Raw genomic sequence first — 22,371 nt, 5'->3', positions numbered from 1 at the left:
CCCTTTTCTATACTAGCTTTATACCGAAGAAAAGTTTATTTCCCCAGAGCCTCTTTATAGTGCTGACGGCAAACAGACACATAGCAGTCATTACCGCCGATAGCCACCTGATCACCTTCAGAAATCGGATTGCCTTCTGCATCAGTACGGATCACCATATTGGCTTTTCTGCCACAATGGCAAATGGTTTTAAGCTCAATCAGCTTATCCGCCCATGAAAGCAGGTATTTACTGCCTTCAAATAGTTCGCCCAGGAAGTCGGTACGTAATCCGTAACAAAGCACCGGAATATTCAGCTTATCTACCACTTCTGATAGCTGATACACCTGCTTCTTGGTCAGAAACTGGCTTTCATCCACCAGAATACAGTGCAGTTTCTCTTCAGCGTTCAGCTTGTCGATCTCCTGATAGAGATCGGTTTCTGCACCATAAAGGTGGGCATCAGATTGCAAGCCTATTCTGGAGCTTACCTTACCAACACCATAACGGTCATCAAATGCCGCAGTAAAGATGGCCGGATTCATGCCCCTTTCGCGATAGTTAAACGAAGACTGTAAAAGCGTTGTTGATTTACCCGCATTCATTGCCGAGTAATAAAAATACATCTGTGCCATTATTAACCACGTCTCCAGGTTGTGCCTTGCGGACCATCTTCCAGAACAATACCCATCTCAGTCAGCTTATCACGGGCCATATCAGCGTTAGCCCAATCTTTCGCCGCACGGGAGTCATTACGCAGCTTAATAAGCGCTTCAATCTCAGCCACCTCATCATTGTCCTGAGCGCCACCCTGCAGGAATGCTTCCGGATCCTGATGAAGAATACCGATCACATCTGCCAGTTCGCGCATCAGTGCGCCAAGCTGAGAAGCCAGTTGGATATCTTCATTCTTAAGGCGGTTTACCTCACGTGCCATATCAAACAGTACAGAGTATGCTTCCGGTGTATTGAAGTCATCGTTCATCGCTTCGCTGAAGCGTCTTACGTACTGCTCATCACCAGCGGCTTCCGCATCTGAATCCAGACCACGCAGAGACGTATACAGACGCTCAAGTGAAGCGCGCGCCTGATTCAGGTTATCTTCGCTGTAGTTTAGCTGGCTACGGTAGTGACCAGACATCAGGAAGTAACGTACGGTTTCAGCGTCGTAATGCTCAAGTACATCACGAATAGTAAAGAAGTTGCCCAGTGACTTGGACATTTTTTCTTTATCGACCATCACCATACCGCTGTGCATCCAGGTATTTACATACTGGGTGTCATGGGCGCAGCATGACTGGGCGATTTCATTTTCATGGTGAGGGAACTGAAGATCTGAACCGCCACCATGAATATCAAAGTGGTTGCCAAGAATCGCGGAGTTCATTGCCGAACACTCAATATGCCAGCCCGGTCTGCCCGGTCCCCATGGAGATTCCCATGTTGGTTCGCCCGGCTTAGACATTTTCCACAGTACAAAATCCAGCGGGCTGCGTTTTGCGCTCTCGATATCAACACGGGCACCAGCCTGCAGTTGATCCAAATCCTGACCAGACAGTTTTCCGTACTCATCAAACTTGCTTACTTCGAACATTACATCGCCGTTTTCAGCAACGTATGCAAAGCCTCTTTCGATCAGCTTCTCTACCAGTTCAATAATTTCCGGGATAAAGTGTGTTGCTCTCGGCTCCAGATCAGGGCGTTTCATATTCAGCGCATCAAAGTCCTGATACATATCGCCAATCAGGCGCTCTGTCAGTTCATCGCAGCTTTCGCCATTTTCAGCAGCACGCTTAATAATTTTATCGTCGATATCAGTGATGTTTCTGACGAATTTAAGATCGTAACCCAGAAAACGAAGGTAACGGGAGACAACATCAAAAGAAACAAAAGTACGACCATGACCAATGTGACAGAGATCATAGATGGTTACCCCACAAACATACATACGAACCTTGCCGGCTGTAATTGGTTTGAATTCCTCTTTTTGTCGGGTAAGTGTGTTATAAATTTTTAACATGATCTCATCTAATCTAAATGGCCTAAAACAGAGCGTGAGTATAACAACTCACAAAGAATTAGGTAATACTTGAGTTATCAATCCATTGAATAAAATAGTGAACCCGTAAGGTCGGCTGGCTACGAACTTTGCAACAGGCGGTATTCTGCACAGTTCACAGTTGAATGTCTGGCAACATCCGCTAGAATTCGGAGTTCAGATCAAAACATACAATAAAGGTAATTATCATGATCATCCTTCATACTAACTTTGGCGATATCAAAATCACGCTAAATGAAGAAAAAGCGCCGGAAACAAGTGCTAACTTCCTGCAATACTGCCGTGACGGTTTCTACGACAACACTCTGTTTCACCGCGTAATTGACGGATTCATGATTCAGGGCGGCGGCATGACTTCAGGCCTGAAAGAGAAAGCCGGCCGCGCAGCAATTAAAAACGAAGCTAACAACGGCCTGAGCAACAAAACAGGTACTCTTGCCATGGCACGTACTATGGAACCGCACTCTGCAAGTTCTCAGTTCTTTATTAACGTTAATGACAACACCTTCCTGGACTTTAAATCAGAGAGCCTTGATGGCTGGGGCTACTGTGTATTCGGCGAAGTTGTTGAAGGTATGGACGTAGTAAATAAGATCAAAGGTGTGAGCACTGGTTCTATGGGTATGCATCAGGATGTCCCTCTGGAAGAAGTATTTATCACAAGCACCACTATCGAAGAGTAACTTCTAAAGGGAGCTGCGGCTCCCTTTTATTATTATGACGACATTATTTATTTCAGATCTTCACCTTACCCCTTCCCGTCCGGATATTACTGACTGTTTTTTCTCGTTTCTTCACAATGAAGCCATAAACGCAGATGCATTGTACATTCTTGGTGATCTATTCGAATTCTGGGTGGGCGATGACGATAACAATGCCTTTAATCAGCAGATTAAGGCAGCCCTTAAACAGTTAACCGGGAGCGGAGTTCCCTGCTTTTTCGTTCAGGGAAACCGGGACTTTCTGGTGGGACGACGCTTTGAAAAAGAGACGGGAGTAAAGCTGTTACCCGATGTGTGCAAAATAGATCTGTATGGCAGGCAGGCGATTATTTTGCATGGAGATACTCTTTGTACCGACGATCATAAATATCAGGCCTACCGCAAAAAAGTTCACTTGCCATGGTTGCAATTTTTATATAACCGTCTACCACTGTCGATAAAGTTGAAAATTGTTTCACGGGTTCAGAATGATATCGCTGAAGAGAAAAAAAGCAAAAATCTGGACATTATGGATGTAAACCAGTCTGAAGTTGTCGACGAGATGAACAGATATTCTGTAGACCTGATGATTCATGGCCATACCCACCGGCCGGATATACACCATTTCGAGTCAGGTACCGGCGATAAAACCCGTATTGTGCTGGGAGACTGGTATCAGCAAGGTTCTGTACTGGTGTTTTCACAAAGCTCATTTCAGTTAGAAACCAGAGACTTTAATCGATAATTATATTAATTATTGTTTAAACTCTCTTTATTACATCTGCTTCCGTGATTTTTCTCCAAAAAGAACGTATTATCATTTTAGTAATAAACCACATACTGATAGTGGCTTTATCTAATACTTAGAGTGGCTTTATCTAATAAAAATGAAATATTCTTACGTTGCACGTCAACCGATACTGGACAGAGATAAAAACACTGTCGCTTACGAACTACTTTTCCGGGATGGTCCTAAAAACACCTTCCCTGAAGTAGAAGCTGAGCTTGCCACAAGCCGCCTGCTGTCTGATCAGTTTTTAAGCTCTGAATACCACTCTATCGGTAACAAACTGGGATTTGTAAACTTCCCTTATCAGAGCCTGATCAATCAGGTTCCTTCTCTGTTTCCTAAAGATAAAATTGTAATTGAGATACTGGAAGATTGTCCGCCGGACGACGCTCTGCTGGATGCCATAAAGCAGCTTTATGCCAAAGGCTACACCATTGCGTTAGACGATTTTATTCCCAGTCCGGAATGGAAACGCTTTTTACCCTTTATCCATCTGATTAAGTTCGATATACGGCTGGTTTCTATCGAGAAAGCGGCTAGTTTTATCTCTCGTCTGAAAGAGAGCAAAATTAAGTTTCTGGCAGAAAAAGTCGAAACGTATCAAGAGTATCAGCAGGCCATCGAGGCCGGTTTCACCTATTTTCAGGGCTATTTCTTTAGCAAACCGGAAGTGATACAACGCAAAGCAATTGAACCATCATTTCTGACGGTTGTGCAGCTCTGTAAGGCGATTGCCCATGATGATATTGACTACAACGAAGTAGAGAAGATCATCTCGACCGATGTTTCCATCTCCTACAAGCTACTACGCTATGTAAACTCTTCTGCCTATATCAGCTCTGAAATTAAGTCTTTTCATCAGGCTCTGGCCTATATGGGCGAAAAGAAGCTGCGTAAGTTTGTCTCTCTGGTAGCGGTCGCCTCTACTCAGGAGTCAAAACCTGAGTCTCTCTATGCTCTCTCTATCCAGCGGGCAAGATTTGGTGAATTACTTGCTACGGGCACAGATAGCTCTGCCGATAAAAGTCAGGCCTTTCTTACCGGTATGTTTTCACTGCTGGACTCCCTACTGGATCAGTCCCTTGAGATGATTGTTGATTCGCTTCCTGTCGATACGCAGATAAAGAGTGCTTTGCTGGAAAGAAGCGGAAAACTGGGGCAAATCCTCTCCCTCTCCATTGCTTATGAGAATGCACAATGGGGTGAAGTAAGCCAGTTACGCAGAGAGTTAGGTATCTCAAGCCAGAACCTTGCAAAAAGTTATAATGATGCCATTCTCTGGACTGAAGAGCTTTTCTCTTCACCTGCAGAATAAACCTGTTAATTAAATACCCGGATCCCTGTTATGTCATTATGTCCTTGTGGCAGTCTTGTTGATTATTCTGACTGTTGTCAGCCCGTTCACAACCATCACAGTAAAGCCACCCTACCAGAGCAATTGATGAGGGCACGATTTGCTGCTCATAAATTAAAACTGGTCGACTTCGTCGTTAATACTTACCATCCGAGCTGTCAGGCCGAAAACGAACGTGACGGAATTGCGGAATCTGTTGCCCTCGACTGGACAAAGCTTGAGGTGATCGATGCCCCAGAGACTGAGACAGATGAAGGTTTTGTTGAGTTTAAAGCATACTTGAGGGAAGGAACTGTTGAGCAGTGTATGCATGAGCGCTCACGCTTTGTAAGGGAAAACGCCCTATGGTATTACATAGATGGTGTATTTCCTGAGCCGGTTGAAACTAAGAAAGTAGGCAGAAATGATCCCTGCCCGTGTGGCAGCGGTAAGAAATTTAAAAAGTGTTGCGGATAACCGCTTGCCAAATACAGGCTCAGATACAGAAAAGACTACCTCAGGGTAGTCTTTTCGTTTATTGAGAGTTCTGATTAAGGCTGGTTACTTATGACGTTCTTTTAGCTTATTCACCACATCACTCATAGATAAGCCCTGATCCTGCAGCAACACCATAAGGTGATAAATAAGATCCGCTGACTCACACACTAGCTCCGCCTTGTCGCCCGACGTCGCCGCAAGTGCGACTTCAACGCCCTCTTCTCCCACTTTCTGCGAAATACGCTTGGTGCCGCGGGCATAAAGGCTGGCTGTGTAAGAAGACTCTGGATCAGCATCTTTTCTTGCAGCAAGCAGAGACTCAAGCTGATGAAGCCACACCATCTGGGACTCTTCCTGCTTATCACCATCAAAACAGGTGGTTGTTCCGGTATGGCAAGTCGGCCCGACAGGGTTTACCCGAATCAGAAGGGTGTCATTGTCGCAATCAAGGGAAATGTTCTTCAGTTGCAAAACATTGCCTGAAGTCTCTCCCTTGGTCCATAAACGCTGCTTGGTTCTGGAATAGAAGGTCACCATACCTGTCTGCTCAGTCTTCTCCAGCGCTTCAGGGTTCATATAGCCCATCATAAGCACCTGACTGGAAACATAGTCCTGAACTATCGCCGGAACCAGTCCGTCGACTTTCTGCCAGTCAATACGCTCAGCAAGGTCACCCTGATTTACTGCATCACTCATAATCGAATCTCCACACCCTGCTGTTTTAAGTACACTTTAAGTTCACCAATATTGATCACCTGCTTATGGAATACTGAAGCAGCAAGGGCACCATCAACATTGGCTTTTTGATAAGCTTCTGCGAAGTGCTCCATTGCACCGGCACCACCGGAAGCGATCAACGGCACTTTACACACTTCACGAACCATATTGAGTTGCTCGATATCATATCCGTTACGCACTCCATCCTGATTCATCATATTAAGAACAATCTCTCCGGCGCCACGCTTCTGCACTTCTTCCACCCAGTCTCTGGTCTCCCACTGAGTGGCCTTAGTACGGGCTTCATCACCGGTAAACTGATAAACCTGATATTTGCCGGTCTCTTTATCAAAATACGAGTCGATACCAACCACAATACACTGAACACCAAACTTATCCGCCAGTTCTGATATCAATTCCGGATTTGCCAGTGCCGGAGAGTTAATTGACACCTTATCAGCACCAAACTGCAGAATACGCGCTGCGTCTTCTGCTGACTTAATACCACCTGCAACACAGAACGGGATATCAATCACCTCAGCTACTCTGGCTACCCAGCTTTTATCAACAACACGCCCGTCAGAGGAGGCGGTGATATCATAGAAAACCAGTTCATCAGCGCCTTCTTCAGCATAACGTTGTGCCAAAGGAACGATGTCTCCGATTATTTCGTGGTTCCTGAACTGAACCCCTTTTACTACCTGTCCGTCACGAACGTCTAAACAGGGTACTATTCGCTTTGCCAACATTGGAATGCCTCCTCTGCGGTAAACTTACCATCTAATAGCGCACGTCCGACAATCACACCGGCAACACCGCTTCCTTTCAGTGCTTCTATATCAGCAAGGGAGCCGATACCACCTGATGACTGGAACTGCACCTGAGGGTATTGCTTGCATAAGTCTATATACAGCTCGACATTTGAGCCTGCTAAGGTACCGTCACGGGAGATATCAGTGCAAAGTACATGCTTAAGGCCAACCGTCAGATAGTCATCTATAAGTGCCTCAATGGTCACTCCGGAATCTTCCTGCCAGCCGGAAATCGCTACCTTTCTAACCCCTTGCTCATCAATATTGATGTCCAGAGCCAGAACGATTTTTTCCGCGCCGTACTTTTCCATCCAGCCTTTAACCAGCTCAGGCTGCTTAACGGCGGTAGAACCGACCACTACACGCTGGGCACCAGCATCCAGTAAATCTTTTACGTCTTGCTCATTACGAACACCACCACCAATCTGAATGCTTGCAGGCGTACTGGCCAGCAGCTTTGCAATCAAATCCAGCTGGCGGGCACTGGTATCTTTTGCTCCGGTTAGATCAACTAAGTGAAGCCAGTCTGCTCCGGCTTTATGATAAAGGTTAAACTGCTCTGCAGGATCTACCTTGTACTCAGTTACTTGTCCGTAATCCCCCTGAAAGAGGCGGACAACCTGACCTTCAATTAAATCGAGTGCGGGAATAATCACATTAAAATCCTTTTATAGTTGCAGAAAGTTCTGAATCAGACGCGAACCAGCTTTAGATGAACGCTCCGGGTGGAACTGGACACCATAGTAGTTTCCACTCTGAATAGCGGCAGAAAAAGGCTGGCCATATTCACAACGTGCGATGGTGTAATCACCGACCGGCATGGCAAAACTATGCACAAAATAGAAGTACTCGTCTTCTTCAATGCCTTTAAACAACGGATTACCCTTTTCTGCCTTTACGGTGTTCCAGCCCATATGAGGAAGGGGAAGATCACCCGTCTCCATCTGCCTGACTTCGCCGTCACACAGCTCCAGACAAGCCACCGGCTCCGAAGACTTCGCTCCCTGTTCCAGTGATAGCTTACCCAGAAGCTGCATACCAAGGCAGATGCCCAACAGAGGCTTCTCTACCTTTTGCACCAGTTCAATCAAATCACGCTCTTTAAGGTTGTTCATCGCCTCGCTGGCAGTACCTACCCCGGGCAGAAACAGCTTGTCTGCGGCCAGAACCACTTCCGGCTCCTTAGAGATAGTCACCTCATAACCAAGCCTCTCTATAGCAAATTTAACTGAAGAGACGTTGGCACAACCGGTATCAATAATGACAACTTTCGCACTCATTAGAGAACCCCCTTGCTACTAGGCAATTCAGTACCTTCGACTTTTATCGCCTGACGCAGTGTACGGCCAAAGGCTTTAAACAGACTTTCAATAATGTGGTGATCATTTTCACCGGACGAAGAGAGGTGCAGCGTGCAAGCCAGTGTATCTGTCAGTGAGCGGAAGAAGTGCTCTACCATCTCTGTTGACAGGTCACCCACCAACTCTCTACCAAATTTAGCGTCAAACTTAAGATAAGGGCGGCCGGATAAATCCAGTGCACACTGAGCAAGGCACTCATCCATCGGCAGGCTAAAGCCAAAGCGGCCGATTCCGCGTTTATCACCCAGAGCTTCTTTCAGCGCCTGACCAAGTGCCAGAGCGGTATCTTCTACCGAGTGGTGATCATCAATATGTAAGTCACCGTCTACCTTCACTTTAAGCTGAAAAGCACCGTGAGTGGCTATCTGATCCAGCATATGGTCAAAAAAGCCAAGGCCGGTTGAGATTTCATTTCCGCCCTGAACATCAAGATTGACGGCAACACTGATATCCGTCTCTTTAGTGGTTCTGACGACCTGAGACTTACGCTCTTTTACCGTAAGTTCAGTGACAATTTTCTGCCAGCCCATGCTCTGCGGGTTGTACTGAATACCGCGAATCGCCATATTTTCTGCCAGTTGCAGATCCGTCTCTCTGTCACCAATAACTGCAGAAGTTTTAAAATCGACTTTTCCGCTTTGCAGGTACTCTTTTACCATTCCAAGCTTAGGTTTACGGCAACTGCAGTTATCTTCTTCAAAGTGCGGGCAGAGTAGTACATCGTCAAACTTGACACCCTGAGATTCAAATATCTGCATCATCATATTATGGGGCGCATCGAAATCCTGTTGCGGATAACTGTCTGTTCCCAGACCATCCTGATTACTGACCATAACAAGACGATAACCAGCATCCTGAAGTGTCAGCAGGCTTGGAATGACAAATGGTTCCAGCTCAAGCTTGTCCAGCCGGTCAACCTGAAAATCCACGGGAGGCTCTACAATCAGCGTTCCGTCCCGGTCAATAAATAGTATTTTTTGTTGATTGCTCACTGTAATTTCCTTATTGGGCTAATGTGCCGTCCAGTTGCTTCTGAATAAAACTGACCGTTTTTTCACATTCTGCGCGGCTTCCGACACTGATCCGCACACAGTTTTCAATCGGTGAGTTTCTTAAAATAATGCCGTTGTCCCACGCCGCCTTAAATAGCTGGTCTCCTTCAGGGAACTTGATCAGCAGGTAGTTACCCCAACCCGGATAGACAACAACATCCTTTAGCTGAGACAGGGACTGCTCAAGATACTGTTTATTGGCGTTTAGTTCGGTAACCTGCTCGCCTATTCTTTTAAGACCATCTTCAGACAGTGCCTGAACCGCAATATCTGCCACTGGGACAGGGACCGGATAAGGCGCAATAACTTTTAACAGCACCTGAATAATCTCTTCACTGGCAAGGGTAAAACCACACCTTAGTCCGGCTAGAGAGAAGGCTTTAGATAAGGTTCTTAGTATGGCGAGGTTGTTGTACTCTGCCAGCAGATCTTTTGTGGAAGCTTCCGGACAGAAGTCGATATAGGCTTCGTCCATCACCACTATGGCTTTGTCCTTTGTCATCTCAAGCAGTGAAATGATATCGGCTCGCTCAATAAGATTACCGGTTGGGTTATTCGGGCTACAGACAAAGACCAGTTTTACTTTATCCAGGCTCTGCTCAATACCATCCAGATCCAGTTGCCACTGATCTGTCAAGGGAACGGTCTTACGTTCAACGCCGATCGTCTCGGCACTGATGGCATACATACCATAAGTCGGGGGACAATAAAGAATGGCATCCTCACCGGGCTCACAATAGGCACGGATCAGCAGTTCAATCCCTTCATCGGCACCACGGGACGTGAGTACTTGCTCCCGCGCTACACCTGCATAGTCTGCATAAGCCTGAATAAGCGTATCTGGCTGGCACTCGCTATAGCGGTTTAGTGACTCAAATGAGCTTTGGTACTGATTATTAAACGGAGACTCATTGGCGTTTAACCAGACATCTCCGCTACCACCGATACGTCTTGCCGACAGATAAGGTGTCAGCTCCTGAACCTGTTTACGGGCTAATTTTTCCATCTAGTTCGACGCTCCCTGCTCAAGGGCTTCAACACGAATGGTCACTGCCCGTTTGTGGGCATCCAGCCCTTCTGCTTCTGCCATTGTCACAACCGTTGGTGCCAGCGCCTGTAAGCCGTCAGCGGAAAGTTCCTGCACCGTCATTCGCTTACAGAAATCTGCCAGACCTAAACTGGAGTAGGTACGGGTATAACCATAAGTCGGCAGAACATGGTTAGTTCCGGAGGCATAATCTCCCACCGATTCCGGCGACCAGTCACCTAGAAAAATAGAACCGGCATTGTCCAGCAGAGGCAGAAGTTCGCGAGGATTACGCGTCTGAACAATAAGGTGCTCAGGCCCGTAAAAATTAGATATTGATACGCACTGAGTTAGTGAATCAGCAATCACGATAATGCTGGAACCCAGAGCCTGCTCAGCAATCTCGCTTCTGGATAGCTGCTTAAGCTGCTTCTGTACCGCGTCAGCCACTTTGTCAGCCACTACCGCAGACGGAGTCAGCAAAACCACCTGAGAATCTGGTCCGTGCTCTGCCTGACTTAAAAGATCGGCGGCAATAAATTCTGCATTAGCGTATTCATCCGCAATAACCAGCACTTCAGAAGGCCCGGCAGGCATATCAATAGCTGCACCACGGAAGTCATTGCTTACTTGACGTTTCGCTTCCGTCACATAGGCATTACCCGGGCCAAAGATTTTTTCTACTTTAGCAACCGTCTCTGTACCGTAAGCCATAGCAGCAACGGCCTGTCCGCCACCGACATTATAGACTTCATCTATATTGCAAAGCTTAGCGACATAGAGAATCTCATCGGCTATTGGTGGCGGGGAACAGAGAACCACCTTGCGGCATCCCGCTATCTGAGCCGGTACACCCAACATAAGTACTGTTGAAGGTAACGGAGCACTTCCGCCCGGGATATACAGACCAACCTTATTAATCGGGCGGGTTACCTGCTCGCATACTACACCCGGCTGTGTCTCAACCCGCAAAGGCTGCGGCTTCTGTGCTTTATGGAAAACAGAAATATTCTTATGTGCCTGCTCCAGTGCCTGCTTCATCTTTTCTGACAGACGGGCAGAAGCGGCTTCTATCTCCTGCTCTGAAACCCGGATAGAGTCCGGAGTCACGCCGTCAAACTTCTCGGTAAGTTCAATAAGAGCCTTATCCCCTTCTGCTCTCACCTTCTCTATAACTGAACTCACCGCAGCAGTAATATTCGCGCCTTCAGTGATGGCAGGGCGCTCCAGTACAGACTCTTGCTGAGATTCGCTCAGTGATTGCCAAACGACCGTTTTCATCTTGTTACTCCATCATCTTTTCGATAGGAAGAACCAGAATAGAGCTGGCGCCCAACTCTTTAAGCTGCTCCATAGTTTCCCAGAACAAGTTTTCGGTACTCACAAGGTGAACGGCTACGCGGTTTTTCTCTGCAGATAATGGCAGTACAGTAGGATCTTCAGCACCCGGTAGCAGTTGCTTCACCTGATCCAATTTATCAGAAGGTGCATGCAGCATAATGTACTTGGACTCTTTCGCCTGAATAACGCCCTGCATACGGGTAAGTATCTTATTAATCAGCGCCTGCTTGTCACTGTCAAACTCTCCGGCACGCTGAATCAAGGTCGCTTTCGAACGGAAAATAACTTCTGCTTCTTTCAGGCCGTTGGCTTCCAGTGTAGCGCCGGTAGAAACTAAGTCAGCAATGGCATCTGCCAGGCCTGCGCGGGGAGCAACTTCAACGGAACCTGTCAGCATACAAGTGCTGAAATCAACGCCCTGTTCGTCCATATAGGCTTTAAGAAGGTGTGGGTAGGTTGTGGCAATACGCTTACCGGCTAAGTCCTGAGGGCCGTTATAAACTTCATCTTTATCGATGGCAATAGAGAGGCGGCAACCACCGAAGTCCAGACGACGCAGTGCAACAAAATCACTTGGTTCGTTTAGTGCGACTCTGTCCAGACGAACCTCTTCGAGCTCGTTTTCACCGATAAAGCCCAAATCGACCACTCCGTCCATAACTAACCCCGGAATATCATCGTCACGGACCAGCAGAAGATCCAGCGGCATGTTCTCTACGTGAACAACCAGACGCTCTCCCATCAGGTTAAACTTGGCACCACATTTTTTGAGAAGATCCTGGCATTCCTTGCTCAGGCGTCCTTTTTTCTGAATGGCAATTCTTAGGCGTTGTGTTTGCATTATTATTTTCCCTGTCTGTTAATTTGGTTAATTTCAATTCTTTACTACACAGATTTTTTGTCCTGAAAACTAAAAAACCCCCGGAAATCTACTTCCCGAGGGTCCAAATCTTGTGCACTTGATTTCACCTCCGGGATTTACTGTCTCCCGGATATGCGTACATCTCCCGAAAGACTACTCAGGATGATGGTGATGACGAATGTTTGACATTAAATTACGCATAGATTCTTTAATTCCGTTTGGTTGCTATTCACACTAACTAAGCTTAATCATTTTTTCAACAGAAAATTTAACTTTTTTCTGATTAAAAAAGGGAAGCCGAAGCTTCCCTTATAAAATAGCTAAGTTAACGGCTAAATTAAGCCATCTGAGCCCGCTCTCTGGCAGACTTAGATACTGCAGACATTACAAAGCACGCCATTACAAATGCGACGGCAGAAGCAACAAATGCAATAGTGATGGATGCTGTCATTCCCAGAACAACATAACCTGTACAAGAGATCAGAGCCACAATCAGTGCATACGGAAGCTGTGTCGCCACGTGCTCAATATGGTTACATTTTGCACCTGTTGATGACAGTATGGTGGTATCAGAGATCGGAGAACAGTGGTCACCAAAAACAGAACCAGCTAATACCGCACCTAACATAGGTAGCATCAGAGCAATATCTGTCGCTCCGGCCATATCTCCGGCAATTGGCAACATAATTCCGAAGGTACCCCACGAAGTACCGGTAGAAAATGCCATAAGACCAGAAAGCAAAAATAAAATAACAGGTAACCAGTGTGGGTCGATATTACCCTGAACCAGAGAGGATAAATAAGATCCGGTTTTCATATCACCAATTACTGAACCAATTGACCATGCGAATACTAATATCAGGATTGCACCCCACATTGATTTAGCACCAATCCAAAGTGTTTTGCCAATATCGCTTGCAGGTAGTTTTTGCTTGAATACAGTAATTAGTGCTACTGCAACACCGACAATACCACCATATACTAGCGACTTACCTACATCGGTATTTTCAAATGCACCAAGAAGATTAAATTCGATATTATCAGAAGCAAGAGCCTGACCACCGGTATATAGCATCGATGCAACAGTGGCGATGATTAGGAAAACAATCGGCAGAATTAGATCCGATACCTTACCTGTTTCACTTTCGACAATATCCAGCTCTTCATTCAGATCTCGGGCATTTTTATCACCTTCTTCAAGGTTATTTTCATTTCCATTCAGAGCATCTGATTCATGTTTGCGCATAGAACCGATATCAATCTGGAACCATGCCACTGCAAATACCATTAATAGGGCAAATACGGCGTAGAAGTTCATCGGAACTAATCTCAGGTATGCACCTAATGCGGTATATTCAGTTACTCCGTGAGTCACTAATATTCCGCTAATGATTGTCATTATATAAGCCCCCCAACTTGATGCCGGCATTAATACGCACATAGGTGCGGCCGTTGAGTCAAGAATATAGGCAAGTTTTGCGCGGGATACGTTGTACCGATCTGTCACAGGGCGGGAAATGGCACCGACAGCAAGGCTGTTAAAATAATCATCGACAAAGATGAATACGCCTAAAAATGCGGCAAGTAATTTAGAACCTCTTCTGTTTTTAACTTTTACCTGAGCCCACATTGCAAACGCACGGGTACCGCCGGATAAAGTTAGCAAAGCTGTCATCATTCCAAGTAATAACAGGAAAGCGACAATACTCATATTCCAGCTATTTATTCCGCCATCTTCAACAAACACACCTTTTACTGTGTTTGTGATATAGCCGAGTGCGCTTACAGCAGAGTAATCAGCAAGCAAAAATGCCCCTACAACAATACCTATACCAAGGGATAACAGTACGCGACGGGTTAAAATTGCGAGCCCCAGCGCCATTACTGGTGGCAACAGGGATAAAGGGGATGATGCAAAGTCTATTAAATCCATGATCTTCTTAAACCAATTGGTTAGAGATCTACTGCAGACGTGTTACAAATAACCGAATGTAACATTCTATAAATGAAGTGAAAAAGAAGCGAAATCTTCTTTCAACCTACAGTAGCGCTCCATAGTTAACAACAAATATACTATGGCAGTGTTGTACCTATTCGACACAACCCCAGCGAATAGCTTTGATATGCATATTCACTTCGGCAACAACTCCTTTCGTCTCTGTTCATTGGTATCACCCCAACAGAAAGTACTGATAGTAATTGCGCCTCTACTTCAATTACTCTATGAAATAACTAGAAAAAATCTATTACACATACAGTAACTGACTAACGGTATGCATAATTCTACGGATTTAAGCATATTTTGCAACATAAAAATCCAACCACAACCTGAAATGGCGCAGATCTGTACAATATATGAGCTAGATGCGAGATATGAGGCTTAAGAATATATCAGAGCAAAAAGGTTATATGAGCAAGCAAACCCATTAATTAAATAATCTGAAATAATAAATACACATTTCTTATATCAAAATCGACGTATATGGCTACGTTTTTATATTAATAGAGGTATTTTCATATATAATTTTAGATTTTTTATTTGTATAATCCAATTTCACTGTTATTATTATAATCGTTTAATAAATCATATGGGATAAATCATGTCAGAACTTACTAAAACTCTGCTTAATATTCGTAGTCTGCGTGCATTTGCTCGCGAATTAACTTTCGAACAATTAGAAGAAGCCTTAGAAAAACTAACTATTGTTGTAGAAGAGCGCCGCGAAGCTGCTGAAGAAGAAAAAGCAGCAAACGAAGCACGCGAAGCTAAACTTGCAGAATATGCGCAAATGATTGCAAAAGACGGAATTGATGTTGAAGATCTTATTTCAGCTCTTTCTGGTGAAGCAAAAACTAAAACACGCAAGAAGCGCGACCCACGCCCTGCTAAATACAAATATGTAGATACAAACGGCGAAGAAAAGACCTGGACAGGTCAGGGCAGAACACCTTCTGCAATTCAATCTCAGCTTGACGCTGGTAAATCTTTAGATGATTTCCTAATCTAAGATTTCATTTGAATATAAAAAAGAGCTCTTAATGAGCTCTTTTTTATTGGCATCTATTGCTAAATTACCTTTCCCAATATGCCTCTTCCAGGCTGTCTTCTTTCTCTGGTAGTCCTCTGGATAAACGAGGTGAATGTTGTACCAGAACTTCATAACTTGAACGGTTTGCATACTTACAAACTTGAGAGAATGAAGAGTAAGTTAAATAAGCGTGCTGGTGTTTACTTGAATTAGGCACATTTTCTTTGTGGTACTTATTCGCGGCCATATCATGTAATAAAGCTGATAACGCAGCATCTCCTGCCCCATTGGTATTTTTTATTTTTTCCGGTCCACCCATATATGGCGCAATATGCGAATATATTTTAATCGGTGTTTCACAGGAAGACCTGGTTGCAGGGCGGCTAAACTCATATTGATTAAATTCTGCAATAGCACCCGGTAGCAAAGGCAATGATGTTGTACGCTTAGCTGAGTCTTCAGTATAACCCGCCATAAACAGCCCTACAGGGCCTGCTGTACACAGAACCATATCTACCCAATCCAACGCCTTATCCGAAGCTAACAACGGGTCATTTTCCCCTGTCAAGGCTTCTGCTTCTTCTTCATTCATAGCAACGACAGAAACATTTTCAGCTAAGAAGTCTTGCCAGAATTTAGGGTCGTCCTGAATTACGTACTTGGTACCAAGAGTCAGTACTACAGGCACATCGTATTTCTTAGCGTATTCGATGGCCTTCATAGTAGCTTCAGGCATTGGATCGCCCTCTTTACAGCGAACCAGATACGCCGTTAACACAAGCGCTGAAGCGGTTTTAAAAATAGACTCTGGAATACTATCAGGAGAAAGCTGGTTCATCTGCCCTTCACTAATAGCGAAGGTACGCTCACCATCTTCAGTAATCAGTGCAAAACAGCGGCCAATGGCACCTTCTACGCCCTGAAGGTAGTTCAGATCCATACGGCTGGAGGTTTTACAGATATAACGATAACCGTAGCTACCAATCTCGATACTCTTGCTCATTACACCCAGCAGAGTCGACTTATCATCGGCCAGTACAGAGTAGTTATGCAGAGTATTACCAATGGTTCCGCCAGCAAACTCATTGCTGATTAAATCTTCTTGCTTAAGCTGCTGGTAAAGCGCTTCTGCTGTTTGATCATCAATAACCAGAGAGTGTCCCTTACTCAGGCCATACTTTTCAATAAAATCATCAGATACTCTCGCTTCAATATCCACCAGAGTTTGATCAACCCCGATAATATGAGTACTTGCCATTTTTTTACTTGATTGTGTCTGGCTGACCAATGGGTCACGAGCATGAACAGGAAAATAGTGCTTGGATTTGCGCTGGCCGGGGAATTTCATAAGCTGATTCTGCTGGTTAATATAGTAAAGCGCCAATTCTAGCCCTCTATGTCACCGACAGCAATAAATAGAAAACAAGGCAAACGGTTGCGTGGTATTTCTTTGCAACAAGTGAAAACAAAAAAACCGGAGGCTCTATAGTTAGCTCCGGCTCTTACAAGATAAAGCAGATGATTACTCTTGGTCGATCATCCACTTTTTAAATGCTTTTCGTTCTGCTCTGGTCGCTTTTGAGTACCAGTACTGCAGTTGTGCTACCGGCTTGCTAGCATCGGCTTCTTTTAGCTCAGTGATTTTCTCCGGAGTAAATTGCTCATAACCAGCTTCGTTAGAGAAATAAATACCGTGCTCTTTATTGTAAGCTTCTACTAAGGCAGGCACATTAGCGTATGGTAAGAAGCTTGAAGTGGTAGGAATCACAAACTGCTCCATTTTTACTTCTTGTCCTGATGCATTAACTAGCTTAAAAATTGGCTGCTTAGCATCAAAGGCTTTTTTAAGTACTTTGTAACGGTTACTAACAACTTCAAGTTGAACATCTTCTTTTGTATCAAAGGTCAACAAGTAAGGTTTAGAAGCAATATACTCATCTTTCCCTGCAACTCTGAAAGTTGCTTCATACATTGCGGTTATCTGGTTTCTACCCTCTAACAATTGTTGTGTCCTAGCTAACTGGCTTTCTGTCTTCTCACCATTTATCACTTCAACACTCATACCGCTACGCAGCTGTAGGACATTTGCCAATGATGTTAAAGGCAAAAACAGTGCAATAAGTACCAATACTTTCTTCATAAAAACTTCCTTTAGAGAGGGTAAATAGAATTAAAAAAACCAGCATAGTTAGACTATGCTGGTTTTCGCTAATTTCAAAGATTTATCTAAGATAAAATCAATTAGAACTTAACTTTAAGGTTAAGAGTCATGCGATCTTCTTCAGCCTTAGCAGAACCTTCTTTAGCTTCAGTCATCAGGTACTCACCTGTCATAGAAACTTTAGGAGCTAGAGTATAAGTAGCACCGAAGAAAGTAGCTGTTTCTTTTAGTTCAGACTTAGATTTAACGCCTGTAGTAGCATATTTCTTATCAGCATCAAATGCCTGATGAGAAACGTATAGCTGTAGATCTTCCATTGCATCGAACTTAGCGAATACACCGTAAGCGTCACCGTCAGCGATTTGTGAAGCAAGTACAGTACTTGTTGCTTCATAGTTAGCAAACATACCACCAAACTCTACAGGACCAAAGCTTGCAGAAGCAGATAGGCCAGCAACTTTAGTATCTACAGCTTTGTCACCAGCATTTTGGCCTAGCTCACGCTCACCAGCAGAGTATGCAGCAGCTACAGTGAACATATCATGAGAGTATTCTGCAGATAGTGATGTTGTGCCTTTTGTTTTATCAGAATCAGTACCAGAACCGTTTGTCTCATCATCAGTAGTGAAGAAATAAGCTGCAGAAACAGCTACTGGACCGAAATCATTAGAGTAACGGATGCCTTGACCTTTGCTTTCTTCAGCATTGTCGCCAGAAAGAGCAACGTTTTCTGCTTCTGAACCGATATCAACGTTTTCTAGAACGCCGAAAGGATTGCCAGTTTCACCAATCTTAACTGTACCGAAGTCGCCTTGTAGACCAACCCATACATCATCGCCATTAGCGTCGTTGCCGCTTGAGAAATCGTATTCAAAACCAGCAAGAGCTTTAACGTCTGCATTGATTTCATGAGCAATATCAAACTGAAGAGTACCTTTAGAAACTAGCTCAGATGATTTAGTTTTAGCTGCGCCTGCTTTTATTTCTTTGTTCCAGTAAGTAGCTTTTACTTCACCAGATACTGAGATTGAAGAACCTTCGTTCTCGTAGATAGTTGCTGCGTTAACAGAACCAGCTGCAACTAGTACTGATAGAGCGATTAGAGTCTTTTTCATAATAATCCACTGCCTTTTCTTAAGAAAATTTCGGGAAATCCTTTTGGTTCCCTTTTTTTTGTTTTATTGGTGATGACCCTTAGCTAAAGCGCAAAGCATCATCGCCACTAAATTTCGGGGATTAGATTGCAAAAGATCGTCGCTCATGTCAATCACCTAAAAAAATAAAAATAAAAATAGATAAACCCTTAAATATCAATTAGTTATACAATTACAGCACTATTAATAGGTTACTCAAATAACCAATTTAGAGTAATTAATCATCACTTAACCACCACTCATTTCAGAATTAAACACCAACAAATAAAGAAATTAAAACACTTAACAGAATATGCCACCACAATCAAATGCTCACAAAGAACATTAAACCAATCAATCAACCAATTGGTTGCTCTATGTTGTAGTTCATTTTTTTTTTGTGACTCTCCTCAAGAAATGTTTAAAAAGGGCGCTGAACTGTGAGCTATATCGCTGTCAACTATAGGGAAATAGCCAGAAAAAACAGCTTTATAGGGTTTTATAAGTTTTCATAAACTGTTCATAAAAGCGTTATATTTGCATTAGCTTTTTCTGATAAGTGCTGAATTAGAGTGTTAATAGCAAGATGTGCTACCATTCGCGCCTGATCAAAAACGGCCCTGTTATGCTTAATCCAAATATTCAGAAATCGATCAAAAAGAGTTACCAAAATCTTCACCATCAACTGGATAACTTTATTCCCCGCAGAGCACAAAACTACCTTGTAGCGGAAATGGCTAAGACTCTTTGTGGTGAGTACCATAAACAGAACCGGATTATGGTGGCCGAAGCCGGTACAGGTATTGGTAAATCCCTAGCCTATCTAATGGCAGTAATACCCTCCGCTGTGCTGAACAACAGAAAGGTAGTAATTTCCACTGCTACTGTAGCCTTGCAGGAACAGCTACTGAATAAAGATCTTCCTTTATATAGACGCATTACCGATCTCGACTTCTCTTTTATTCTGGCTAAAGGAAGACAACGTTACTGCTGTAGTGAAAAGCTGGCCTCTGCCTGCGGTGCAGATGGCGGGCAACTGGCTATGTTTGAAAGTAAGCCAAAGCAGAAAGATATAGAGCTACTTGAAACCATGTACCGCTCCCTTGCTCAGGGGAAATGGGACGGCGACAGAGACTCATGGCCCAAGGCAATAAAAGATGAACTCTGGAGCGCTATCGTCAGCGATAAGCACAGCTGTAATAACAGTTTGCCAAACCACAGAGGCTGCCCTTTTCAGAAAGCCCGTTCAGAACTGGATAAAAATGATGTCATTATTGCCAACCACAGCTTGGTGATGGCTGATATTGATCTGGGTGGTGGCGTTATTCTCTCAGAACCTGACAATACTATGTACGTGTTTGATGAAGCACACCACTTACCTAAGGTTGCCAGAGATCATGCTTCCGCTGCAGCCAGCCTGAAAGGCGCAGCTAGTTGGCTGGAAAAGTTAAATCAGTCCAGCGCTAAATTTTGCAGTCTGGCAGATGAAAAACGGGTTAACCGGTTCAGAAATGAACTTCAGGATGCTATCCAGCAACTTATTCCGTCTCTGACTCAATTAAGTAAACAGTTTGATAGCAGCCGTTTTGAAGAGAACAGTTATCGCTTTGAAAACGGCGAACTTCCCGAATGGCTGGAAAATCAATCCAAAGAATTAAAGCAGATATCCGGTAAGGGCTTTCAGGCGTTATCAAAAATTGCAGATCTGATAGCAGAACAGGTTAAAGACGGAGAGCTTTCAGCCAAGCTGGCAGAGCCTGCTCTGGCGGAAATGGGTTTCTATAACCAGAGGCTGGAAAACTTAGCTAAAGTGTGGCAGCTAATGGCCACTACAAAAGAGAAAGGAGCCCCGCTGGTTAAGTGGCTGGATATTAACCCTGACCGTGATGGCGACTTTATCGTTAACGTTTCTCCTCTGGAAGTTGGCTGGCAGTTAGATCAGCAGTTATGGAGCCGCTGCGTCGGAGCCGTACTGACTTCAGCAACATTAAGGGCATTAAACTCATTTAGCTATTTCTGCTTTCAGGCAGGTATTAGTGAGAAAGCAGAAGATGGTGTCCAGTTCCTCGCCCTTGCCTCTCCTTTTAATTATCAGGACAATGGAGAACTTATAGTACCTAAAATGCAGTATGAACCTTCTGCTTCTGAGTTTACCGACTACCTAAGCCAACAACTGCCTGAGATGATTCAGGCTGACAAGGCCAATCTGGTACTTTTCTCCTCTTACTGGCAGATGAATCAGGTTGCAGATCAACTTTCTAGCCTGTTTACTAAAAAAGGCTGGGCATTACAGGTACAAGGGGATGGTTCGAGAAACGATATTCTGCAAAAACATAGAAAATTGATTAAAAAAGGCAGCACCAGTATTTTGTTTGGTACCGGTAGTTTTTCTGAAGGTTTGGATCTGCCCGGTGATCTGCTCAGTAATCTGATTATTACTAAAATTCCTTTTGCCGTTCCTACTTCACCCGTCGAGCAGGCTCATGCTGAATATATTGAGTCAAAAGGCGGCAACCCGTTTATGCAGATATCGGTACCAGAAGCGAGTAAGAAGTTGATTCAATCTGTAGGAAGACTGCTGCGCACAGAGCAAGATTCTGGTAGAGTCACCATTCTGGATCGACGAGTGGTAAGTAAAAGATATGGCAAACTTTTACTCGACTCTCTCCCCCCCTTTAAACGAGTAATTGAGAAATAGCAGACTCGCTCATTTCGTCTGCTTTATTTAACGGAATTTATATGGAAATGCTGGAACCAGCTATGCTGGTTGTCTTGGCCCTGGTTGCCTTTGCTGCTGGTTTTATTGATGCTGTTGCCGGAGGTGGTGGCATGCTAACTATTCCTGCCCTTCTCTCTATAGGGCTGCCGCCGCATATTGCTTTAGGAACCAATAAGCTGGCAGCCAGTTTTGCCTCCTCTACTGCTGCGGTGACCTTCTACCGAAAGAAATTATTTAGCCCTAAACTATGGATACACGCTTTTTTGGCCACTCTAGTTGGCGCGACTGGAGGAACCATGGTTGTTGATGCTATTAGTACTGAATGGTTGGAAAAAGCCATTCCCCTGATTGTACTGGCTACGGCAATTTACACCATCTGGCAGAAATCTCCTCCCGCCACGGGTAATGCCCTGCCGGAGAAAAGCAACAAGTTTACCCAGATACAGTGGGCACAAGGTGTATCGCTGGGTTTCTATGATGGGGTGGCCGGGCCGGGTACTGGCGCTTTCTGGATGGTAAGCAGTATGGCTATTTATCGTCTTAATATTTTGCTCGCCTCTGGCCTTGCCAAAGCGATGAATTTTACTAGTAACTTCACCTCCTTTGTTACTTTTGCACTGCTTGGCCATGTGAACTGGATTCTCGGCTTAACCATGGGTGTCTGCCTGATGCTAGGCGCCTACGTTGGTGCACACTCTGCCATCCGTTTCGGGGCTAAATTTATCCGGCCGGTGTTTGTTACCGTGGTGAGCATTATGGCAATTAAACTTGCTTATGAGGCATGGTTTTTGTGATTA

The 22,371-nt window shown here is 44.5% G+C and carries 21 protein-coding genes, 1 riboswitch and 1 other annotated feature; of the genes, 7 read left to right on the top strand and 14 right to left on the bottom strand.

The genetic code is table 11. The annotated features are described in order from the left end of the window. Positions 1 to 35: 35 nt before the first annotated feature. Positions 36 to 614 carry a thymidine kinase gene (locus tag PK654_RS05395; RefSeq protein ID WP_271698173.1) on the bottom strand — a complete coding sequence of 193 codons (579 nt, stop codon included), beginning with the start codon at positions 612 to 614 and terminating at the stop codon, positions 36 to 38. A 2-nt stretch (positions 615 to 616) separates the two neighbouring features. Further along, a complete protein-coding gene (cysS, locus tag PK654_RS05390) occupies positions 617 to 1,999 on the bottom strand; it encodes a cysteine--tRNA ligase (RefSeq protein ID WP_271698172.1) in 1,383 nt (460 codons plus the stop codon). Positions 2,000 to 2,226: 227 nt separating this feature from the next. On the opposite strand from cysS, the gene PK654_RS05385 reads away from it, so the two are divergent. From PK654_RS05385 to PK654_RS05370, 4 genes are all read left to right on the top strand, one after another. Continuing rightward, a complete protein-coding gene (locus PK654_RS05385; RefSeq protein WP_271698171.1) occupies positions 2,227 to 2,721 on the top strand; it encodes a peptidylprolyl isomerase in 495 nt (164 codons plus the stop codon). Positions 2,722 to 2,755: 34 nt separating this feature from the next. Then, positions 2,756 to 3,484 (top strand): UDP-2,3-diacylglucosamine diphosphatase, encoded by a 729-nt coding sequence (gene lpxH / locus PK654_RS05380; RefSeq protein ID WP_271698170.1) that lies wholly within the window; start codon positions 2,756 to 2,758, stop codon positions 3,482 to 3,484. A gap of 142 nt (positions 3,485 to 3,626) precedes the next feature. Next, positions 3,627 to 4,844: an EAL and HDOD domain-containing protein gene (locus PK654_RS05375; RefSeq protein ID WP_271698169.1), complete on the top strand. Its 1,218-nt coding sequence runs from the start codon at positions 3,627 to 3,629 to the stop codon at positions 4,842 to 4,844. Positions 4,845 to 4,874: 30 nt separating this feature from the next. Next, on the top strand, positions 4,875 to 5,339 hold the full coding sequence (locus PK654_RS05370; RefSeq protein WP_271698168.1) for a YchJ family protein: 465 nt from the start codon (positions 4,875 to 4,877) through the stop codon (positions 5,337 to 5,339). An 84-nt stretch (positions 5,340 to 5,423) separates the two neighbouring features. Here PK654_RS05370 and hisIE read toward each other — a convergent pair whose 3' ends face one another. The 9 genes from hisIE to PK654_RS05325 all read right to left on the bottom strand — a co-directional run bounded on the left by hisIE (position 5,424) and on the right by PK654_RS05325 (position 14,465). Further along, entirely contained in the window at positions 5,424 to 6,056 is a 633-nt protein-coding gene (gene hisIE / locus PK654_RS05365; RefSeq protein ID WP_271698167.1) for a bifunctional phosphoribosyl-AMP cyclohydrolase/phosphoribosyl-ATP diphosphatase HisIE, read from the bottom strand. Then, positions 6,053 to 6,826: an imidazole glycerol phosphate synthase subunit HisF gene (gene hisF / locus PK654_RS05360; RefSeq protein WP_271698166.1), complete on the bottom strand. Its 774-nt coding sequence runs from the start codon at positions 6,824 to 6,826 to the stop codon at positions 6,053 to 6,055. The genes hisIE and hisF overlap by 4 nt, the downstream gene beginning before the upstream one ends. Continuing rightward, positions 6,808 to 7,545: a 1-(5-phosphoribosyl)-5-[(5-phosphoribosylamino)methylideneamino]imidazole-4-carboxamide isomerase gene (gene hisA / locus PK654_RS05355; protein WP_271698165.1), complete on the bottom strand. Its 738-nt coding sequence runs from the start codon at positions 7,543 to 7,545 to the stop codon at positions 6,808 to 6,810. The genes hisF and hisA overlap by 19 nt, the downstream gene beginning before the upstream one ends. Positions 7,546 to 7,557: 12 nt before the next feature. After that, positions 7,558 to 8,169, bottom strand: coding sequence for an imidazole glycerol phosphate synthase subunit HisH (gene hisH / locus PK654_RS05350; protein WP_271698164.1), 612 nt, complete (start codon positions 8,167 to 8,169; stop codon positions 7,558 to 7,560). Then, positions 8,169 to 9,242 carry a bifunctional histidinol-phosphatase/imidazoleglycerol-phosphate dehydratase HisB gene (gene hisB / locus PK654_RS05345; RefSeq protein ID WP_271698163.1) on the bottom strand — a complete coding sequence of 358 codons (1,074 nt, stop codon included), beginning with the start codon at positions 9,240 to 9,242 and terminating at the stop codon, positions 8,169 to 8,171. Before hisB ends, hisH begins: the two co-directional genes overlap by 1 nt. Before the next feature lie 10 nt (positions 9,243 to 9,252). Continuing rightward, positions 9,253 to 10,308, bottom strand: a complete 1,056-nt coding sequence (gene hisC / locus PK654_RS05340) for a histidinol-phosphate transaminase (RefSeq protein ID WP_271698162.1) — start codon at positions 10,306 to 10,308, stop codon at positions 9,253 to 9,255. Beyond that, positions 10,309 to 11,610 carry a histidinol dehydrogenase gene (gene hisD / locus PK654_RS05335; RefSeq protein WP_271698161.1) on the bottom strand — a complete coding sequence of 434 codons (1,302 nt, stop codon included), beginning with the start codon at positions 11,608 to 11,610 and terminating at the stop codon, positions 10,309 to 10,311. It abuts the gene before it with no gap. Positions 11,611 to 11,614: 4 nt separating this feature from the next. Beyond that, a complete protein-coding gene (hisG, locus tag PK654_RS05330) occupies positions 11,615 to 12,511 on the bottom strand; it encodes an ATP phosphoribosyltransferase (RefSeq protein ID WP_271698160.1) in 897 nt (298 codons plus the stop codon). Positions 12,512 to 12,579: 68 nt separating this feature from the next. Beyond that, positions 12,580 to 12,710: a sequence feature (His leader region), on the bottom strand. A 159-nt stretch (positions 12,711 to 12,869) separates the two neighbouring features. Then, positions 12,870 to 14,465: a Na+/H+ antiporter NhaC family protein gene (locus PK654_RS05325; RefSeq protein ID WP_271698159.1), complete on the bottom strand. Its 1,596-nt coding sequence runs from the start codon at positions 14,463 to 14,465 to the stop codon at positions 12,870 to 12,872. A gap of 104 nt (positions 14,466 to 14,569) precedes the next feature. Continuing rightward, a riboswitch (Lysine riboswitch) is annotated at positions 14,570 to 14,750 on the bottom strand. Positions 14,751 to 15,132: 382 nt separating this feature from the next. Here PK654_RS05325 and PK654_RS05320 point away from each other — a divergent pair. Further along, positions 15,133 to 15,540, top strand: coding sequence for an H-NS family histone-like protein (locus tag PK654_RS05320; protein WP_271698158.1), 408 nt, complete (start codon positions 15,133 to 15,135; stop codon positions 15,538 to 15,540). A 64-nt stretch (positions 15,541 to 15,604) separates the two neighbouring features. On the opposite strand, the gene PK654_RS05315 is transcribed toward PK654_RS05320, so the two are convergent. From PK654_RS05315 to PK654_RS05305, 3 genes are all read right to left on the bottom strand, one after another. Continuing rightward, positions 15,605 to 16,909 (bottom strand): inosine/guanosine kinase, encoded by a 1,305-nt coding sequence (locus PK654_RS05315; protein ID WP_271698157.1) that lies wholly within the window; start codon positions 16,907 to 16,909, stop codon positions 15,605 to 15,607. Positions 16,910 to 17,083: 174 nt separating this feature from the next. Beyond that, on the bottom strand, positions 17,084 to 17,701 hold the full coding sequence (locus PK654_RS05310) for a DUF2057 domain-containing protein (RefSeq protein WP_271698156.1): 618 nt from the start codon (positions 17,699 to 17,701) through the stop codon (positions 17,084 to 17,086). 101 nt (positions 17,702 to 17,802) lie between these two features. Further along, positions 17,803 to 18,837 (bottom strand): porin, encoded by a 1,035-nt coding sequence (locus PK654_RS05305; protein ID WP_271698155.1) that lies wholly within the window; start codon positions 18,835 to 18,837, stop codon positions 17,803 to 17,805. Between the two features lie 643 nt (positions 18,838 to 19,480). Between PK654_RS05305 and dinG the strand changes: the two genes are divergently transcribed. Further along, positions 19,481 to 21,553 (top strand): ATP-dependent DNA helicase DinG, encoded by a 2,073-nt coding sequence (dinG, locus tag PK654_RS05300; RefSeq protein WP_271698154.1) that lies wholly within the window; start codon positions 19,481 to 19,483, stop codon positions 21,551 to 21,553. Positions 21,554 to 21,594: 41 nt separating this feature from the next. After that, the gene (locus tag PK654_RS05295) at positions 21,595 to 22,368 is read left to right on the top strand and encodes a TSUP family transporter (protein ID WP_271698153.1); all 774 of its coding nucleotides are present in this window, start codon (positions 21,595 to 21,597) and stop codon (positions 22,366 to 22,368) included. Positions 22,369 to 22,371: the final 3 nt, after the last annotated feature.

Origin of the sequence: Vibrio sp. SCSIO 43137 (assembly GCF_028201475.1) — a bacterium.
Lineage (GTDB): Bacteria > Pseudomonadota > Gammaproteobacteria > Enterobacterales > Vibrionaceae > Vibrio.
Note: the sequence above shows the minus strand (reverse complement) of the source record. Positions and strands in the feature narration are given on the sequence as shown.